The organism is Paenibacillus sp. FSL R10-2796 (assembly GCF_037965315.1).
Taxonomy (GTDB): domain Bacteria; phylum Bacillota; class Bacilli; order Paenibacillales; family Paenibacillaceae; genus Paenibacillus_AQ; species Paenibacillus_AQ odorifer.
The window spans coordinates 6,372,982-6,386,460 of the sequence record NZ_CP150178.1 but is presented as its reverse complement, the minus strand read 5'-3'; the positions used below and the strand labels follow the sequence as shown (position 1 = coordinate 6,386,460).

Here is a 13,479-nt window from a genome sequence, read left to right as displayed (position 1 = left end):
GTTGGGGAATAGATCGATAGTCTTGCGGTTAGCTATTAGCATCAATGTATTTTTTAATTTCGCCAAGATACTCTCCGATTACTGGAACATTAAGAAAAAGACTAAGAATGTAGCCTAATAAACCAAGGACTACAAATGTTCCGAGAGATAGTCCAAGTCCCCGAGATATACCGGCCATCAGGTTTGTGATGATTCTTTTTTTCGGATCTGAATAGTTGTCGAGAATGTCTTTGAATTCTGATTTTTCCAGTGAGTGAGCGATCTTATCAAGACGACTGTTTAAGCGTTTCACTTCATGTCGCAACTCGAAAGGATGTTCATCAATTTCATAAGGTTTTGTTTGGTTATTTGAATCTGCCATGCGCCATCCCTGCTTTCTATAGCCCGAACGGGCATTAATTAAATGTCTAGTTGTATCTGCTGATGTGAATAAAGGTGTAACTAAACAACAGCCAGCTGCGGTCAGCTGGCTGTTGTTTGTTAAAGTGATAGCTGTATGATGCCGCAGATTAGTAATTGGATTTATAGGAGGATTTTACATCCTCTTTCGCATCCTTAGCCTGATTGGCAACCTCTTTAGAGGATGCTTTGGCTTCGTCAGCTACGTCTTTAGAAGCGTCTTTAACATCCGAGCTTACATTGCTTGAGGCTTCACTTACAGTTTCACCAATTTTACTTCCAGCCTCTTGAAGAGTGGCGGCAATTTGCTGTTTGCTGTCACTGACAGTGGTATAGATATCAGAAGCTTTATCTGACACCGTACTAGCCAAATCGGTTGCTTTTTCGCCAACGGTTGTCGCAATAGCTTTGGTTTTGTCAGTTACGGCACCAGCAACTTCTTTGGTCTTGTCTGTAGCTTGAGAAAGTTTATCTGACAGATCACTGCGCATTTCACGACCAGGCTTTGGTGCAAATAGCAGGGCTGCTGCGGCACCAATTAAGCTACCAATAAAGATACCTTTTAATAAGCTGCTTCCGTTCTCTACTTCATGTTCTACGTTACTCATCACCAATCACTCCTTATAATTTATCTTACTTCGTATATAAACTTTGGCGTATGGGCTGAAACAGTTGAAGAGCAAGGGAGAGATTACGGGAGTTTAAGGGAGGAAACGGTAACCTAGAGGGCTTTAGGTCATATAAACCGCGTTTTTAAGGCTTTATCAAGATTTGTTTATGCGCAAAAAGAAGGGCGAAGACAGGCTGTGATATGCAGCATATGTCTCCATCCTTCCACGATTGAATTTATAATGTTACGGATTAATCATTAACGGCTTGGAGTACCGCATAGCCGAATTCAGGCAGATTCAGATGCAGCTGGGATGTGGAGGTTTCAGTCCGCTTCTGCGTCTTTAGATTTACCCATATCGTGTCTGCTCCGGTTACAGGAATGATGACTTCGGCCATAACATCTTCATTGTTCAATACGATTATGAACCGGCTTTGTTTGTCCCACCGCTCATATACAAGCAGCTTTGGATAACCCGGAATCTCCAGCGCTTTAAATCCACTGCTCCGGAATGCGGGATGAGATTTACGAAGGCTGATCGTCCAGCGATAGTATTCGAACAATTCTTGATTCTGTTTCTGGGAGTCCCACTCCATACATTTTCGGTTGTCCGGATCGTATCCGCCATCCATGCCGATTTCATCGCCATAATAAACACAGGGTGCTCCTTGAAAGGTCATCTGGAACAAAACGGCCAGCTTTAACTTCCTGATGTCACCGCCACAAAGTGTCAGGAAACGAACTGTATCATGGCTGTCTAGCAGATTAAAGGCGGCTTCCGTAATTTGCTGCGGATAATTCGCTAGCATAGTAGCAACCGACTGAGAGAATTGTGCAGCATTGATCTGTCCGTGAGCGAAAAAATTAATTTGAATATTCGTTAGCGGGTAATTCATAACGGCGTCAAATTGATCGCCAAGCAGCCACGGCAAGGAATCATGCATGATTTCTCCTACGAGATAGGCTTCTGGATTAATGCTTTTGATCGTACTGCAGAATTGCCGCCAGAACGAATGGGAGACTTCATTTGCGACATCAAGCCGCCAGCCGTCTATACCGATTTCCTCGATCCAATAGCGGCCTGCATTCAGTAGATATTCTATGACTTCAGGATTCTCAGTGTTAAACTTAGGCATGATAGGCTCAAATGCAAAGGTGTCATAGGTGGGAATTCCGTCGATGACCTGTGGCGGCCACTCGCGTACATGGAACCAATCCGCATAACGTGAAGATTGCCCGTTCGCGAGCAGATCAACAAATGGCGGGAAGGTATGACCGCAATGATTAAAGACACCGTCCAGGATGACACGGATGCCTTTGGAGTGACAGGAGTCCACAAGCTCTTTCAGCAATGTATTGGTGCCAAAATGAGGATCGACCAAATAATAATCTTTTGTATCGTATTTATGATTGGTGGTTGCCGCAAATAAAGGATTAAAATATATAGCATTGATGCCCAATTCACAGAGATAATCCAAATGATCTAGTACACCCTGTAAGTCCCCTCCGAAGAAATTCCGAGGGCTCGGCGTGCCGCCCCATTCCAATACATCTGTCGGATCGTTGGTGGGATCCCCATTCGCGAAACGCTCCGGGAATATTTGATAAAATACTGCATCTTTCACCCACGATGGAGGGGAGTGCACATCTTCACGATTCAAAAATGGAAAGTCGAACAAGCCCTCATATACAACAGCAGGTGGCTCTGGATAAAAACCTTTTTCCAAAAAATAAAGAACTTCGTCTTTGTCATAAAGCGCAAAGTAATACGCGAGTCTGCGGTAAACGGGACGGACGGAGGCTTGCCAGTAATCGAACAAGCCGTCAGAAGCGAGGCGCTGCATTGGAATGACCTCATGCGTTTTGTCCCAGCCAAATTTATCTCCACAGAAAAGATCGATCTGTGATACGTTGTCCCGCTTAGTTCTTATGCGAATATGAAGTGTAGACTCATCGTAGGCATATGACCAATTTTGTCCCATACGGTGATAAACGGCTTCCGGTTGAATCATACTCATTTTCCATCCCTTCGGGCATGTAAACGCAAAAAAGGGCCAACCTCATGATTTTCAGAGGTTGAACCCTTGGCGGTTTCATTGCCTTTAAATTTGTCTGCATCTTACCATAACCCTCAAGAGCAAAGCAAGAGGTTATTTCACAAGAATTTAAAATATGGAATATTTAGTATGTGGTAGGGATAAAGAGAAAATAAAAGAAAAGATAAGATAAACTTTGTTAAACCGTCTTGTTTGGACTTATACTCTGATTGCAATCAAAATTATGGATATTATAGAATGAGGGCGAACGAACTTGATTTTTCATAACACGCATTCAAATTAAAGGCACTGTTACCTGGAAAGGTACAACCTCGGCACTTTGTGCAAATGAGGTTGTACCTTTTTTATATGCTTTTTTTCAATGCGGGTTAGGTTTAATCACTCATGAACGAAGGGGAGATGAGCAAATGAAGAAGAGTAAACGTTCCAAAATGCAAGCGGTAACATTTAGTTTAGTCCTATGCCTGCTGTTAACTTTGACGGTCACCGCATGCGGTTCAGGCAATGGGAACTCCGCATCAAAGCCGAATTCGAGTCCGAATTCCGCAGTGAACGAGCCGGGGGGAACCACAAATGAGACAAATACTTCCGGAGAGAATACCACCGATGAGGAAATGAAACCAGAAGCAGGGGCCAAACTGATGGTCTGGGAAGCCAAGGAGCAGCTTGAGTACATGAAGCAGGTTGCTGTTGATTTCGCAAAAGAATATGGTGTTCCCGTCACAGTTGAGGAAATGGCAGGTGGTGATCAAGGCGCAAGACTGGCGACGGATGGTCCGTCTAAACTTGCTGCAGATGTGTTGACTCTGCCCCATGACCAGATCGGGCAAGCCGTAAAAGCAGGGCTGCTTTTGCCAAATGATGTTTTTGAGGAAGAAACCAAATCAACGATGGTGGCAACAGCCGTTCAGGCGTCGTCTTATGATGGCATTCTTTACGGTTATCCTAAATCGGTAGAAACCTATGCGCTGTTCTACAACAAGGACCTGATTCCTGAGGCTCCTAAAACGTGGGATGATGTGATTGCTTTTGCAGATACGTATAACAATCCGAAGGAAAACAAATTTGCAATCATGTGGGAATTCGTCGGATATTACAGCTATCCGTTTATTGGCAGCTTCGGCGGATATATTTACGGAGACAACAATACGAATTTCAAGGATATTGGATTGAACAATGAAGGCACTATCAAAGGGTTTACGTTTCTGCAGAGCCTCAAAAAAATTCTGCCTTTGAATGCAGGAGATATCACTTATGACGTGAAAACACAGTTGTTCCAAGAAGGTAAGCTGGCGATGAATATCGACGGGCCGTGGTCCATAGCGGCGTTTAAGGAAAATGTTAACCTGGGTGTGGCGCCTCTTCCAAAGGGACCTGACGGTCAAGACAGTCTTTCTTTCTCCGGGGTCAAATCGTATTATGTCAACTCATATACGGAATATCCGGTCGCAGGCCGTTTGTTCGCACATTTTGCAAGCAATAAGGAGAATCAGCTTAAGAATTTTGAGATGACGGGAGCGATTCCTGCGAGTATAGAGGCTGGAGAAGCGCCGGAAATCAAAGATGACCCTATTATTGGGGGATTCTTCGAGCAATTCCAAAATTCCGTTCCAATGCCTTCCGTTTCAGAAATTAAATCGGTCTGGGAACCCCTAAAAGCAGCGTTTGTGTCCCTGTGGAACGACTCAAATCTTGATGTTAAACAGACGCTGGATCAGACTGTAACCACGATTCAGGCCGATCTGGAGTCGAAGTAAAGGGCAGGTGATTTAACCATGAGGAAAAAAACAGGCGCAGCGCTACTCTCGGCTATTATTCCGGGACTGGGCCAGTTCTACAACCGGCAGTGGCTGAAAGGATTGGTATTCCTGCTGCTGGGGTCTGCTGGAATCTACTATATTGCTCATGATCTGATGGGACATTTGCATGGCTTAATTACGCTTGGTGAATTTCCAAGCCGTATGGTCAAGGTAGGCAAATTAACCCGGATGGTGGAAGGCGATCACTCCATTTTTATGATGATCAATGGTCTAATGGCATTGCTGGCGCTGCTCTTTTATACAGCTTTTCATTTACTGAACATCAGAGATGCATTCCTAGTTGGAGCTGCACGGGACCGGAAAGAGCCCATTCATTCATTCGCTGAATCGCTCAGAGCTATGGGGCGGAGGAATTTTGCCTATCTTGTCCTCGCGATTCCCTTTGTGGCCGTGGTTTTTCTGACGATATTACCACTTGTTTTTTCGGTGCTACTGGCGTTTACGAACTATGCCGACCCGATTTTACCGCCAGCACATCTGGTAGACTGGGTGGGTTTCGGTAATTTTAATAAAATGCTTAGTCTGGATGTCTGGAGTTCCACCTTCGGTGGAGTGCTGACTTGGACCTTGATCTGGGCGGTTATTGCTACTGCGACGACTTACATTGGAGGTGTGCTCATTGCAGTACTTATTCACCAGCCCCGTGTCCGCTGCAAAAAGCTTTGGCGCACACTTCTGATCGTTCCTTTCGCTATTCCCAATATGATTTCTCTGCTCGTCATGCGCAATATGTTCAATAATCAATTCGGACCGATCAATAGTTATTTAAGAGCCTTGGGACTGGAGGGTGTGGCCTGGCTAACCAATCCTTTCTGGGCTAAGGTCACTGTAATTCTGGCTAATATGTGGATCGGCATTCCGGTGACCATGATTCTGGCCTTTGGGGTGCTGACAACAATTCCGAAGGATATGTATGAAGCGGCAGAAGTAGACGGTGCTGGGTCATTTTATAAATTCCGCATGATTACGCTGCCCATGGTATTGTTCGCAACCGCACCTATCCTGATTATGCAGTTTGCCGGCAACATTAACAGCTTTAATGTCATTTATCTAATGACTAACGGAGAACCGGTTAATCCTAACTACCAGTACGCGGGCCACACTGACCTGCTGGTGACTTGGCTTTATAAACTGGCGCTGAACCAGTCACAGTACAGCTTTGCTTCTGTCATCGGGATTGTCATCTTCCTGATGGTCGCGACATTCTCCATCTGGAGCTACCGGCGGACGCGATCCTTTAAAGAGGAGGATATGATTGCATGAAGCTAAGACTGACGGAAGCGTTAAAAACGTTTGGAAGCCATTTATTGCTGATTGTGCTCAGTTTTATTAGTCTTTTCCCAGCTTTCTGGATTATTATGTCTTCTTTCAAAACAGGAAACAGTTTGTTCAGTGACTCATTGATTCCTAAGAATTTCACCTTTGTTCATTACAAGGAACTGTTTGAGCAAACTAAATATTTGTTATGGTTCATGAATACGCTAAAGATTGCGGCGTTGTCTACGCTGCTCGGCACCTTTTTGCTGCTGCTGACTTCGTACGCCATTTCTCGTTATCGATTTACGGGCAGAAAAACTACACTAACCACGCTCTTAGTTCTGCAGATGTTTCCGGGATTTATGGCTATGATAGCAGTTTACGTGCTGCTGAACACACTTGGGCTACTGAATTCTCATTGGGCACTTGTGCTCGTGTACAGCAGCGGTGCTATTATCACGAATGTTTTTGTGGCTAAAGGTTTTTTTGATACGATTCCTAAAAGCTTGGAAGATGCTGCGCGAATGGATGGGGCGAGTCATATGAAAGTATTTCTTTCTATCATGATCCCGTTATCTAAGCCGATGCTCACCTATGCCAGCCTTATGATTTTCAACGGCTGCTTTGTGGATTTTATATTCGCCGACCTTGTATTGCGCACGGAGGATACAAGAACGCTCGCCGTTGGGCTTTACCGGATGGTGAACCAAAGTAACTCAACCGAGTTTACGTTGTTCGCTGCCGGAGCGGTATTGGTCGCTCTCCCAGTCACGCTGCTGTTCATTTTCCTACAGCGTTTCTTGGTGGATGGCCTGACCGCAGGTGCAAGCAAAGGATAAGACGAACTGCGCTACCCTTGTGAGGCTACGCTGAATTCCATAAAAACCGCTTTCTACTCAGAGATCAAGATTCTGAGAAGGAAGCGGTTTTTTATATTTTATCCGGTTTCTAAAATCTTCTTGGTGGGGACAGGATTGAAGAATAATGAAAATAGGAGTAGAATTCCTCATGGAACCAACACTTAAGGGAGTTTGTAGAGTACTCAAAAATCCCGGAGCACGGGGTTATTTTCTAGCATTTATTAAATGTGAATACTAATAAGTCCTTGTGAGTTATAGAGCATCTAGTTAAAAGAGGAGAGAAATCATGGAAACCGTATTAGTACGAGAGTATCGGGCGGATTTGCTGGAATGTGTCCATAGTGGGCATATTGCCATCGTAGGAGAGAACGGAAATTTAAAGGGGTATGCAGGTGATCCGGAATTTGTATCGTTCACCCGTTCAGCTGCTAAACCCCTTCAGGCTATTCCAGGCGTACGTGGGGGGATTGTGGAGCATTACGGCTTTACACCCGCAGAGGTTGCCCTGATGACCGCCTCTCATCGGGGAGAGAGCTACCATGTAGCTGCGCTAGAGAGCATATCCTCCAAGATTGGCATCGATGAGCAACAAATGATCTGTGCAACGAGTTACCCGCTGGATTATTCCAGCAGGGAGAACGCCATTCGTGGTGCGGGCAAAAGAAAGTTCTATCATAACTGTGCGGGCAAGCACATGGGCATCTTATCTTACAGTAAGCTCAAAGGTTTGCCACTTGAAGAATACTCACAGCCGGAGCAAACGGTGCAGCGTGAGATTATCGACACCATTGCTTATATGGCTGGTGTGGCCCCAGACAGTATCGGTTTAGGTACGGACGGATGCGGGCTGCCGGTATTTGCTCTGCCTCTGACCGCCTTGGCGACGGCCTATTTGAAATTAGCCAATCCCGATTTGATTGCAGATGAAGCTACTCGCAAAGCGGTTACTACTATTACAACGGCAATGAATGCTTATCCGGAGATGGTTTCTGGATCTGGTCGCCTTGATTCTATTCTTTTGGAAGATGATAATATTATTGCTAAGGGTGGATTTAAGGGTGTCTATTGCTTCGGCTTACGCCGTGAGCGACTGGGGATTGCTTTCAAGATTCTGGATGGGTCGGAAGAAGAGTGGGGACTTATTGTACAGGGAATTTTAAATCAAATTGGTTATAGTCAGAAAAATACCATGGAAAAGCTGCGCAATGCATTTTCAGGCGTGATTTACAATGACGGGGGTACACGAGTAGGCCATGCGGATACCGAGTTCAAGCTTAATTTCATAAAGTAGGATCATATAAAAAGAGCCCTTCGACTACGAATCCATCTTCTGGATACGCAGCGAAGGGCTTTTTTCTACGAGAAGCGGTGGTCATATTTAAAGGACGGCAACATCGGTTCTTCTTGTAATAGGGAGAACTATTATTTATGACGTAGACGGCCGAGTTCGGAGACGAGTGCTTCCACCTGAGAAATACTCAGTCTGTCACTGCCCATGGCTACCTCATAAACATCATAGATATCTTCATAATGATCTACTGAAAAAGCGGAGGCTTGCATCGCCGCGGCACTGGCCATTTTTAATTTGTTCTTGATAGCCTCGATCATATACTCAACATTTTCCTGACTAGGCTTTGTTAAATCCATTAGGTTAAAACATCCTCTCTGTATACTGATTCATGTATTTTACCATGTTTGGCAGCTTGACCACCATTTTTTTGTCGGGTTCACTGAAATCATGTTAAATTAAAGGCATGAGATCAAAAATATCATCGAAGGGAGGAAATGTATTGGCAATCAGAGAACAGGGAAGCGGAAAACGCATTAAAATGGACGATGCTGGATTAGTGTCCTTTTTCATGGAAATAGCTGCTCTGCATTCCGCCGAGGAAGTCACGTTCCTGTGCATTGGAACAGATCGGTCTACAGGAGATGCACTCGGTCCGCTGACGGGCAGCAAACTTGTGGAACATGGCTTCCGACATGTAATCGGTACGTTGCCGTCTCCTTGCGATGCAGATAACTTGGTGGCCAGAGTGGCTGAGATTCCCTCCGGGCATATTGTAGTTGCGGTAGATGCTTGTCTGGGTCCTCCGATCGCGCTTGGATATTACTTCGTTTCGAGTGAGCCACTACAGCCTGCACAATCGGTGGGGGCAAATCTTCCAGCCGTAGGTCACTATAGTTTGGCGGCCGTTGTAGATATGAATGGCCCGAAACCCTATAGAACGTTGCAGACCACTCCACTGCATAGAGTGATGGTTATGGCAGAACATATCGCTATAGCGGCAGCAAAAGGATTCGGACTCCAGTAGTACCCATTGGGCACTTAAAAATAAGTTGTCCGTTTCAAGGCGGGCTGTTTTGCTTAATAATAGATATTAGACACATTATCTTAGTATTCTAGAAAGAGGGAAGCAGCCATGGAAAGAGTTCGTTGTGACGGAAGCAATATATGCTACAGTGATCAGGGGAAAGGCGAAGTTATTGTATTGCTGCATGGCTTTTGTGGAAGCGCTGAATATTGGGAACAAGTCATTCCTGTCTTAAGCAGCGGCTACCGAGTGATTGCTCCCGATTTACGTGGTCACGGAGCTTCGGAAGCTCCATTAGGACCTTATAGTATTGAACAAATGGCAGATGATGTTCTGGGTCTGTTAGATTCGCTGGAGATTGCTGAATGCATCATGCTTGGTCATTCGCTTGGCGGATATATTACGCTATCGTTTGCTCAGCGTTATGCTTCTCGATTGAAAGGCTTTGGATTAATTCATTCTACTGCTTATCCAGATAGTGAAGAAGCTAAGGAAAAACGACTGAAGAGTGTCAGCGCGATTCAAAATGAAGGGATTACTCCTTTCGTAGACAGCTTCGTACCAGGATTGTTTGCTGAAGCAACCGCTTCTGCATCTCCACAGCTGCTGGAGCGCGTTAAAGAAATCGGCTACAAAACGCCTCCACAAGGAGCGGCAGGAGCTGCACTGGCGATGCGTGAGCGTCCAGATCGACGGGATGTAATTACGGCCACTACGTTGCCGGTATTGCTTGTTGCTGGCGAGCAGGATGGATTGATTCCTGCTGAACGAACCTTTACTGCGGATAAACCGAATATAACGCAAGCAACGATATCGGGTACAGGCCACATGAGTCTTTTTGAAGCTCCTGAACGATTAGCCGAGATCATAAAGGATTTTGTTCAGGCTTCCGTTTTAGACAATAGCCGCGTATAAAAAATCATCTACAAAGAGGCAGCACGGCGCCATTATGGCGTGTGCTGCCTCTTTTTTTAAGGGCTATCTAATGATCTGGTATTTTCCTTAACTGGCATAGAATTCGGCAATGGTTTAAGATAAATCAATAGAATAACTTAAGTGGTCTGAGTCCTGAATTTTTTGCTACCACAGTACGGAAAAGGAGGAATTGCATGTTTCGAAGAGACTATATTGTCCGGATGATCGAAGATATGACGGCTATGGTTGCCAAGGTATTTTCTCTGAAGCAGGAACGGAAGACGACAGAAGCTTTATGGGAAATCGATGAGCTGTTGAACCGGCATTTTCCGCTGAATTCACGTCTTTTAAATTCACTATCTGTAGAAGATATCATAGATATGTTTCGTTTTGGCGGTGTGGTTGAGTCCGATAAGCTTCAAGGTCTGGCCAAACTGCTGAAGGAAGAAGGCAGCATTTATGCGGCAAATGGCGATAAGGATGCAGCATTATTTAGAAGTATGAGAGCTTTACATTTATATTTGTACGCGGATCTTCATGGAGCAGACAGGGAGCTGCTGCATATGACTCAGGAAATTGATGAACTCTTGCAGGATGTGCAGGCCTATCGTCTCCCGTCTAAAACGGAGCGGCTACTGTTGGAGTATATGGAGTCGGTAGGACGATATAGTAAAGCGGAGGACAGCCTCTACCGGCTGTGGGAGCAAGGAGAAGATGTTGTAATAGAAGGGGATAAGCTGTACAATCGGCTGCTGCTCAAATCATCTGCAGAATTGGAACAAGGTGCCCTTCCTCTGGAGGAAGTAGAGCAGGGGTTAAAAGAGTGGGGCAGGGTAACAGCGATACGAAAGGAAGCAGGAACCTGATGAATACGATGAATATCCCTTTATATATTATCGATGCTTTTGCAGAACAGGCTTATTCAGGCAATCCTGCGGCGGTATGTTTACTGGAGCATCCCGTCGATGAAGGTTATATGCAGAAGACAGCAGCGGAAATGAACTTGTCAGAGACAGCTTTTCTCTGGCCAGAGGAAGATGGATATCGCCTGCGATGGTTTACACCTAAAGTTGAGGTCAAGCTATGTGGGCATGGGACTCTAGCAAGTGCGCATGTACTATGGGAGAGCGGATTGCTAGCGCCTGACATGGAAGCAAGGTTCTATACACGCAGTGGGTTGCTCAGAGCTTCTCGTTCAGGAGATTTGATCTCACTGTACTTCCCGCCTTATCAGCTTCAACCCTCTCCTGTAATTTCAGGTCTCGCAGCAGCACTTGGTATTGCAGAAGCTAATGTGGTGGAAACTATGCGATATGCTGACAATGTACTTGTACGACTGGATCAGGAAGCCCGGGTTCGCGAACTCAGCCCTGACTTCGGAGCTTTATCCGGGCTTGAAGGGAGAGGTTTCGCGGTTACCGCAGAAAGCTCTATCGAAGGTATTGATTGTATATCACGTTTTTTTGCGCCGAAGGTAGGAGTGAATGAGGATCCGGTAACAGGCTCAGCGCATACTGCATTGGCACCTTTTTGGGCGGATAGACTCAATCGTACGCAGTTGACCGCTTATCAAGCTTCGAAACGTGGAGGTTTGCTTCAGTTAGAGGTAAGTAAAGACGAGATTAAGTTGTCTGGGCGAGCATTAACTATAGTTAGTGGAGAGCTGCATGTTAAGCCCTGCTAGAACAAGGAACGCCCCTTGTTAACACGTGATATAATGAACGATGATGGTTAGGAGACATAGATTCTCCATTTTTAATCCCGAAAGTGAGATGTGCGTTGTGGAATCTTTAACAGCTCTAATTGAACAACTAATTAATGACCGTACTTTGATTACGGCTACCCTAAGTCAAGTACGTTATAAAGGCGAAAATTGTACCAAAGTGCAGGTTAAACCTGTTGAACTAAAGGGGAAGCTGCATTATCAGTTTGCGTCCTATATTGGTACAAAGGTAGAACATCGCAACGTACCCGCAGAGTTAGCGGCGGAAGAAATATCTCTTTTATTTAGAGAAACGTATCGGCAAGGTTTGTTGTGTACAGTAGAAGCCGATTATCAGGTGCTTATTAGTAAGAAATTCAAAGTATCAATCCTAACCAAGTCTCCAAGTAAAAAGGAAGAGCCGGATCTAGCTCACAACCGTCGCAAACGTTATGTGCTGGAGGATGGAGAGCCTGTGCCATTTCTGGTGGAGCTTGGAATCATGAATAAAGAAGGTAAAGTGCTGGCCAAAAGATATGATAAGTTTCGGCAGATCAATCGTTTTCTGGAGATGGTAGAGGACGTGCTTGCCGATCTGCCAACAGGCCGACCGTTGACGATTGTGGATTTTGGCTGTGGAAAATCATATTTGACCTTTGCGCTGTATCACTATCTGACCGTTCGCAAGAAGCGGGAGCTTAATATCATTGGGTTAGATTTAAAAGCAGATGTGATTGAGCATTGTAACGAACTTGCTGCCAAAATCGGTTATGATCACTTGAAGTTCTTCGTGGGTGACATTGCCGAGTATAATGAGCTGGAGCAAGTGGACATGGTGATCACACTTCATGCTTGTGACACAGCTACCGATGCTGCCCTTGAAAAAGCAGTACGTTGGGGAGCGTCTGTAATTTTATCTGTGCCTTGCTGCCAGCATGAATTATTCGCACAAATCGAAAATGAAGTAATGAGCCCTATGCTTTCGCATGGCATATTGAAAGAACGTTTTTCCGCCTTGGCTACAGACGCCATTCGCGCCAAATTGCTCGACATGATGGGCTATAGCAGCCAGCTGCTGGAATTCATCGATCTGGAGAATACACCGAAGAACATTTTGATTCGTGCTGTTAAGAGCTCAGCCGGGGACAACTCCGTCAAATGGCGCGAATACACCGCATTCCGCGATTTTCTGGGAGCAAAACCCTACCTCGAACGCGTATGCGCCGATCTGCTTCCTACTGAGAGTTCGGTAGAAGGGTAGAGGATATTAAGGTAGAAAGCGTAGGATGTTGCAGTGAGTGCGATCTAATGGTGAGTTGATTTAGTTGTACTTTGTGCAATTAAATATGCTCTGAAGCTGCGTTTTAGTGATTTAGTTGCACTTTGTACACTTAAAAACGAACAATACTCCGCATATGGCGGGATTCTCGAAAAACAGTTGCACAAAGTACAATTAAAGTGGAAGTCAGCAGCGAAAGCACGGGAATAGCTGCACTTTTTACAACTATATAGCTTTTTTGATGAGAATTCGGATAGTGCAGCAA

The 13,479-nt window shown here is 45.1% G+C and carries 13 protein-coding genes; 9 read left to right on the top strand and 4 right to left on the bottom strand.

Features of this window, described 5'->3' with window-relative positions; all coding sequences use genetic code 11:
- Positions 1-28: 28 nt before the first annotated feature.
- From NST58_RS28495 to NST58_RS28485, 3 genes are all read right to left on the bottom strand, one after another.
- Entirely contained in the window at positions 29-361 is a 333-nt protein-coding gene (locus NST58_RS28495; RefSeq protein ID WP_036680215.1) for a DUF5665 domain-containing protein, read from the bottom strand.
- 148 nt (positions 362-509) lie between these two features.
- Positions 510-1,007: a YtxH domain-containing protein gene (locus NST58_RS28490; RefSeq protein WP_339169818.1), complete on the bottom strand. Its 498-nt coding sequence runs from the start codon at positions 1,005-1,007 to the stop codon at positions 510-512.
- 253 nt (positions 1,008-1,260) lie between these two features.
- A complete protein-coding gene (locus tag NST58_RS28485; RefSeq protein ID WP_305953968.1) occupies positions 1,261-3,027 on the bottom strand; it encodes a glycoside hydrolase family 13 protein in 1,767 nt (588 codons plus the stop codon).
- A 446-nt stretch (positions 3,028-3,473) separates the two neighbouring features.
- Between NST58_RS28485 and NST58_RS28480 the strand changes: the two genes are divergently transcribed.
- The 4 genes from NST58_RS28480 (at position 3,474) to NST58_RS28465 (ending at position 8,294) form a co-directional block, all read left to right on the top strand.
- Positions 3,474-4,823 carry a maltose ABC transporter substrate-binding protein gene (locus NST58_RS28480; protein WP_339244995.1) on the top strand — a complete coding sequence of 450 codons (1,350 nt, stop codon included), beginning with the start codon at positions 3,474-3,476 and terminating at the stop codon, positions 4,821-4,823.
- A gap of 18 nt (positions 4,824-4,841) precedes the next feature.
- Positions 4,842-6,149 (top strand): ABC transporter permease subunit, encoded by a 1,308-nt coding sequence (locus NST58_RS28475; protein WP_339244992.1) that lies wholly within the window; start codon positions 4,842-4,844, stop codon positions 6,147-6,149.
- Positions 6,146-6,982, top strand: coding sequence for a sugar ABC transporter permease (locus tag NST58_RS28470; protein ID WP_076128667.1), 837 nt, complete (start codon positions 6,146-6,148; stop codon positions 6,980-6,982). Before NST58_RS28475 ends, NST58_RS28470 begins: the two co-directional genes overlap by 4 nt.
- Positions 6,983-7,289: 307 nt before the next feature.
- The gene (locus NST58_RS28465; RefSeq protein ID WP_076224266.1) at positions 7,290-8,294 is read left to right on the top strand and encodes an asparaginase; all 1,005 of its coding nucleotides are present in this window, start codon (positions 7,290-7,292) and stop codon (positions 8,292-8,294) included.
- Between the two features lie 131 nt (positions 8,295-8,425).
- Here the strand turns inward: NST58_RS28465 and NST58_RS28460 are convergent, their stop codons facing one another.
- Positions 8,426-8,650, bottom strand: coding sequence for a DUF1128 domain-containing protein (locus NST58_RS28460; RefSeq protein ID WP_036680203.1), 225 nt, complete (start codon positions 8,648-8,650; stop codon positions 8,426-8,428).
- A 143-nt stretch (positions 8,651-8,793) separates the two neighbouring features.
- Here NST58_RS28460 and yyaC point away from each other — a divergent pair, with 143 nt between their 5' ends.
- The 5 genes from yyaC to NST58_RS28435 all read left to right on the top strand — a co-directional run bounded on the left by yyaC (position 8,794) and on the right by NST58_RS28435 (position 13,196).
- Positions 8,794-9,318 (top strand): spore protease YyaC, encoded by a 525-nt coding sequence (gene yyaC / locus NST58_RS28455; RefSeq protein WP_248549634.1) that lies wholly within the window; start codon positions 8,794-8,796, stop codon positions 9,316-9,318.
- Between the two features lie 108 nt (positions 9,319-9,426).
- Positions 9,427-10,233: an alpha/beta hydrolase gene (locus NST58_RS28450; RefSeq protein WP_339244986.1), complete on the top strand. Its 807-nt coding sequence runs from the start codon at positions 9,427-9,429 to the stop codon at positions 10,231-10,233.
- Between the two features lie 194 nt (positions 10,234-10,427).
- Positions 10,428-11,099 (top strand): DUF6483 family protein, encoded by a 672-nt coding sequence (locus NST58_RS28445; RefSeq protein ID WP_076128661.1) that lies wholly within the window; start codon positions 10,428-10,430, stop codon positions 11,097-11,099.
- Positions 11,099-11,917 carry a PhzF family phenazine biosynthesis protein gene (locus NST58_RS28440; RefSeq protein ID WP_256717064.1) on the top strand — a complete coding sequence of 273 codons (819 nt, stop codon included), beginning with the start codon at positions 11,099-11,101 and terminating at the stop codon, positions 11,915-11,917. The genes NST58_RS28445 and NST58_RS28440 overlap by 1 nt, the downstream gene beginning before the upstream one ends.
- A gap of 88 nt (positions 11,918-12,005) precedes the next feature.
- Positions 12,006-13,196 carry an SAM-dependent methyltransferase gene (locus tag NST58_RS28435; RefSeq protein WP_076303094.1) on the top strand — a complete coding sequence of 397 codons (1,191 nt, stop codon included), beginning with the start codon at positions 12,006-12,008 and terminating at the stop codon, positions 13,194-13,196.
- The last annotated feature ends 283 nt before the right edge of the window (positions 13,197-13,479 follow it).

What these genes read in the sequence shown, in the direction of transcription:
- NST58_RS28495 (WP_036680215.1), bottom strand. Translation starts at nt 361, where the DNA reads ATGGCAGATTCAAATAACCAAACAAAACCTTATGAAATTGATGAACAT.
- NST58_RS28490 (WP_339169818.1), bottom strand. Translation starts at nt 1,007, where the DNA reads ATGAGTAACGTAGAACATGAAGTAGAGAACGGAAGCAGCTTATTAAAA.
- NST58_RS28485 (WP_305953968.1), bottom strand. Translation starts at nt 3,027, where the DNA reads ATGAGTATGATTCAACCGGAAGCCGTTTATCACCGTATGGGACAAAAT.
- NST58_RS28480 (WP_339244995.1), top strand. Translation starts at nt 3,474, where the DNA reads ATGAAGAAGAGTAAACGTTCCAAAATGCAAGCGGTAACATTTAGTTTA.
- NST58_RS28475 (WP_339244992.1), top strand. Translation starts at nt 4,842, where the DNA reads ATGAGGAAAAAAACAGGCGCAGCGCTACTCTCGGCTATTATTCCGGGA.
- NST58_RS28470 (WP_076128667.1), top strand. Translation starts at nt 6,146, where the DNA reads ATGAAGCTAAGACTGACGGAAGCGTTAAAAACGTTTGGAAGCCATTTA.
- NST58_RS28465 (WP_076224266.1), top strand. Translation starts at nt 7,290, where the DNA reads ATGGAAACCGTATTAGTACGAGAGTATCGGGCGGATTTGCTGGAATGT.
- NST58_RS28460 (WP_036680203.1), bottom strand. Translation starts at nt 8,650, where the DNA reads ATGGATTTAACAAAGCCTAGTCAGGAAAATGTTGAGTATATGATCGAG.
- NST58_RS28450 (WP_339244986.1), top strand. Translation starts at nt 9,427, where the DNA reads ATGGAAAGAGTTCGTTGTGACGGAAGCAATATATGCTACAGTGATCAG.
- NST58_RS28445 (WP_076128661.1), top strand. Translation starts at nt 10,428, where the DNA reads ATGTTTCGAAGAGACTATATTGTCCGGATGATCGAAGATATGACGGCT.
- NST58_RS28440 (WP_256717064.1), top strand. Translation starts at nt 11,099, where the DNA reads ATGAATACGATGAATATCCCTTTATATATTATCGATGCTTTTGCAGAA.
- NST58_RS28435 (WP_076303094.1), top strand. Translation starts at nt 12,006, where the DNA reads ATGTGCGTTGTGGAATCTTTAACAGCTCTAATTGAACAACTAATTAAT.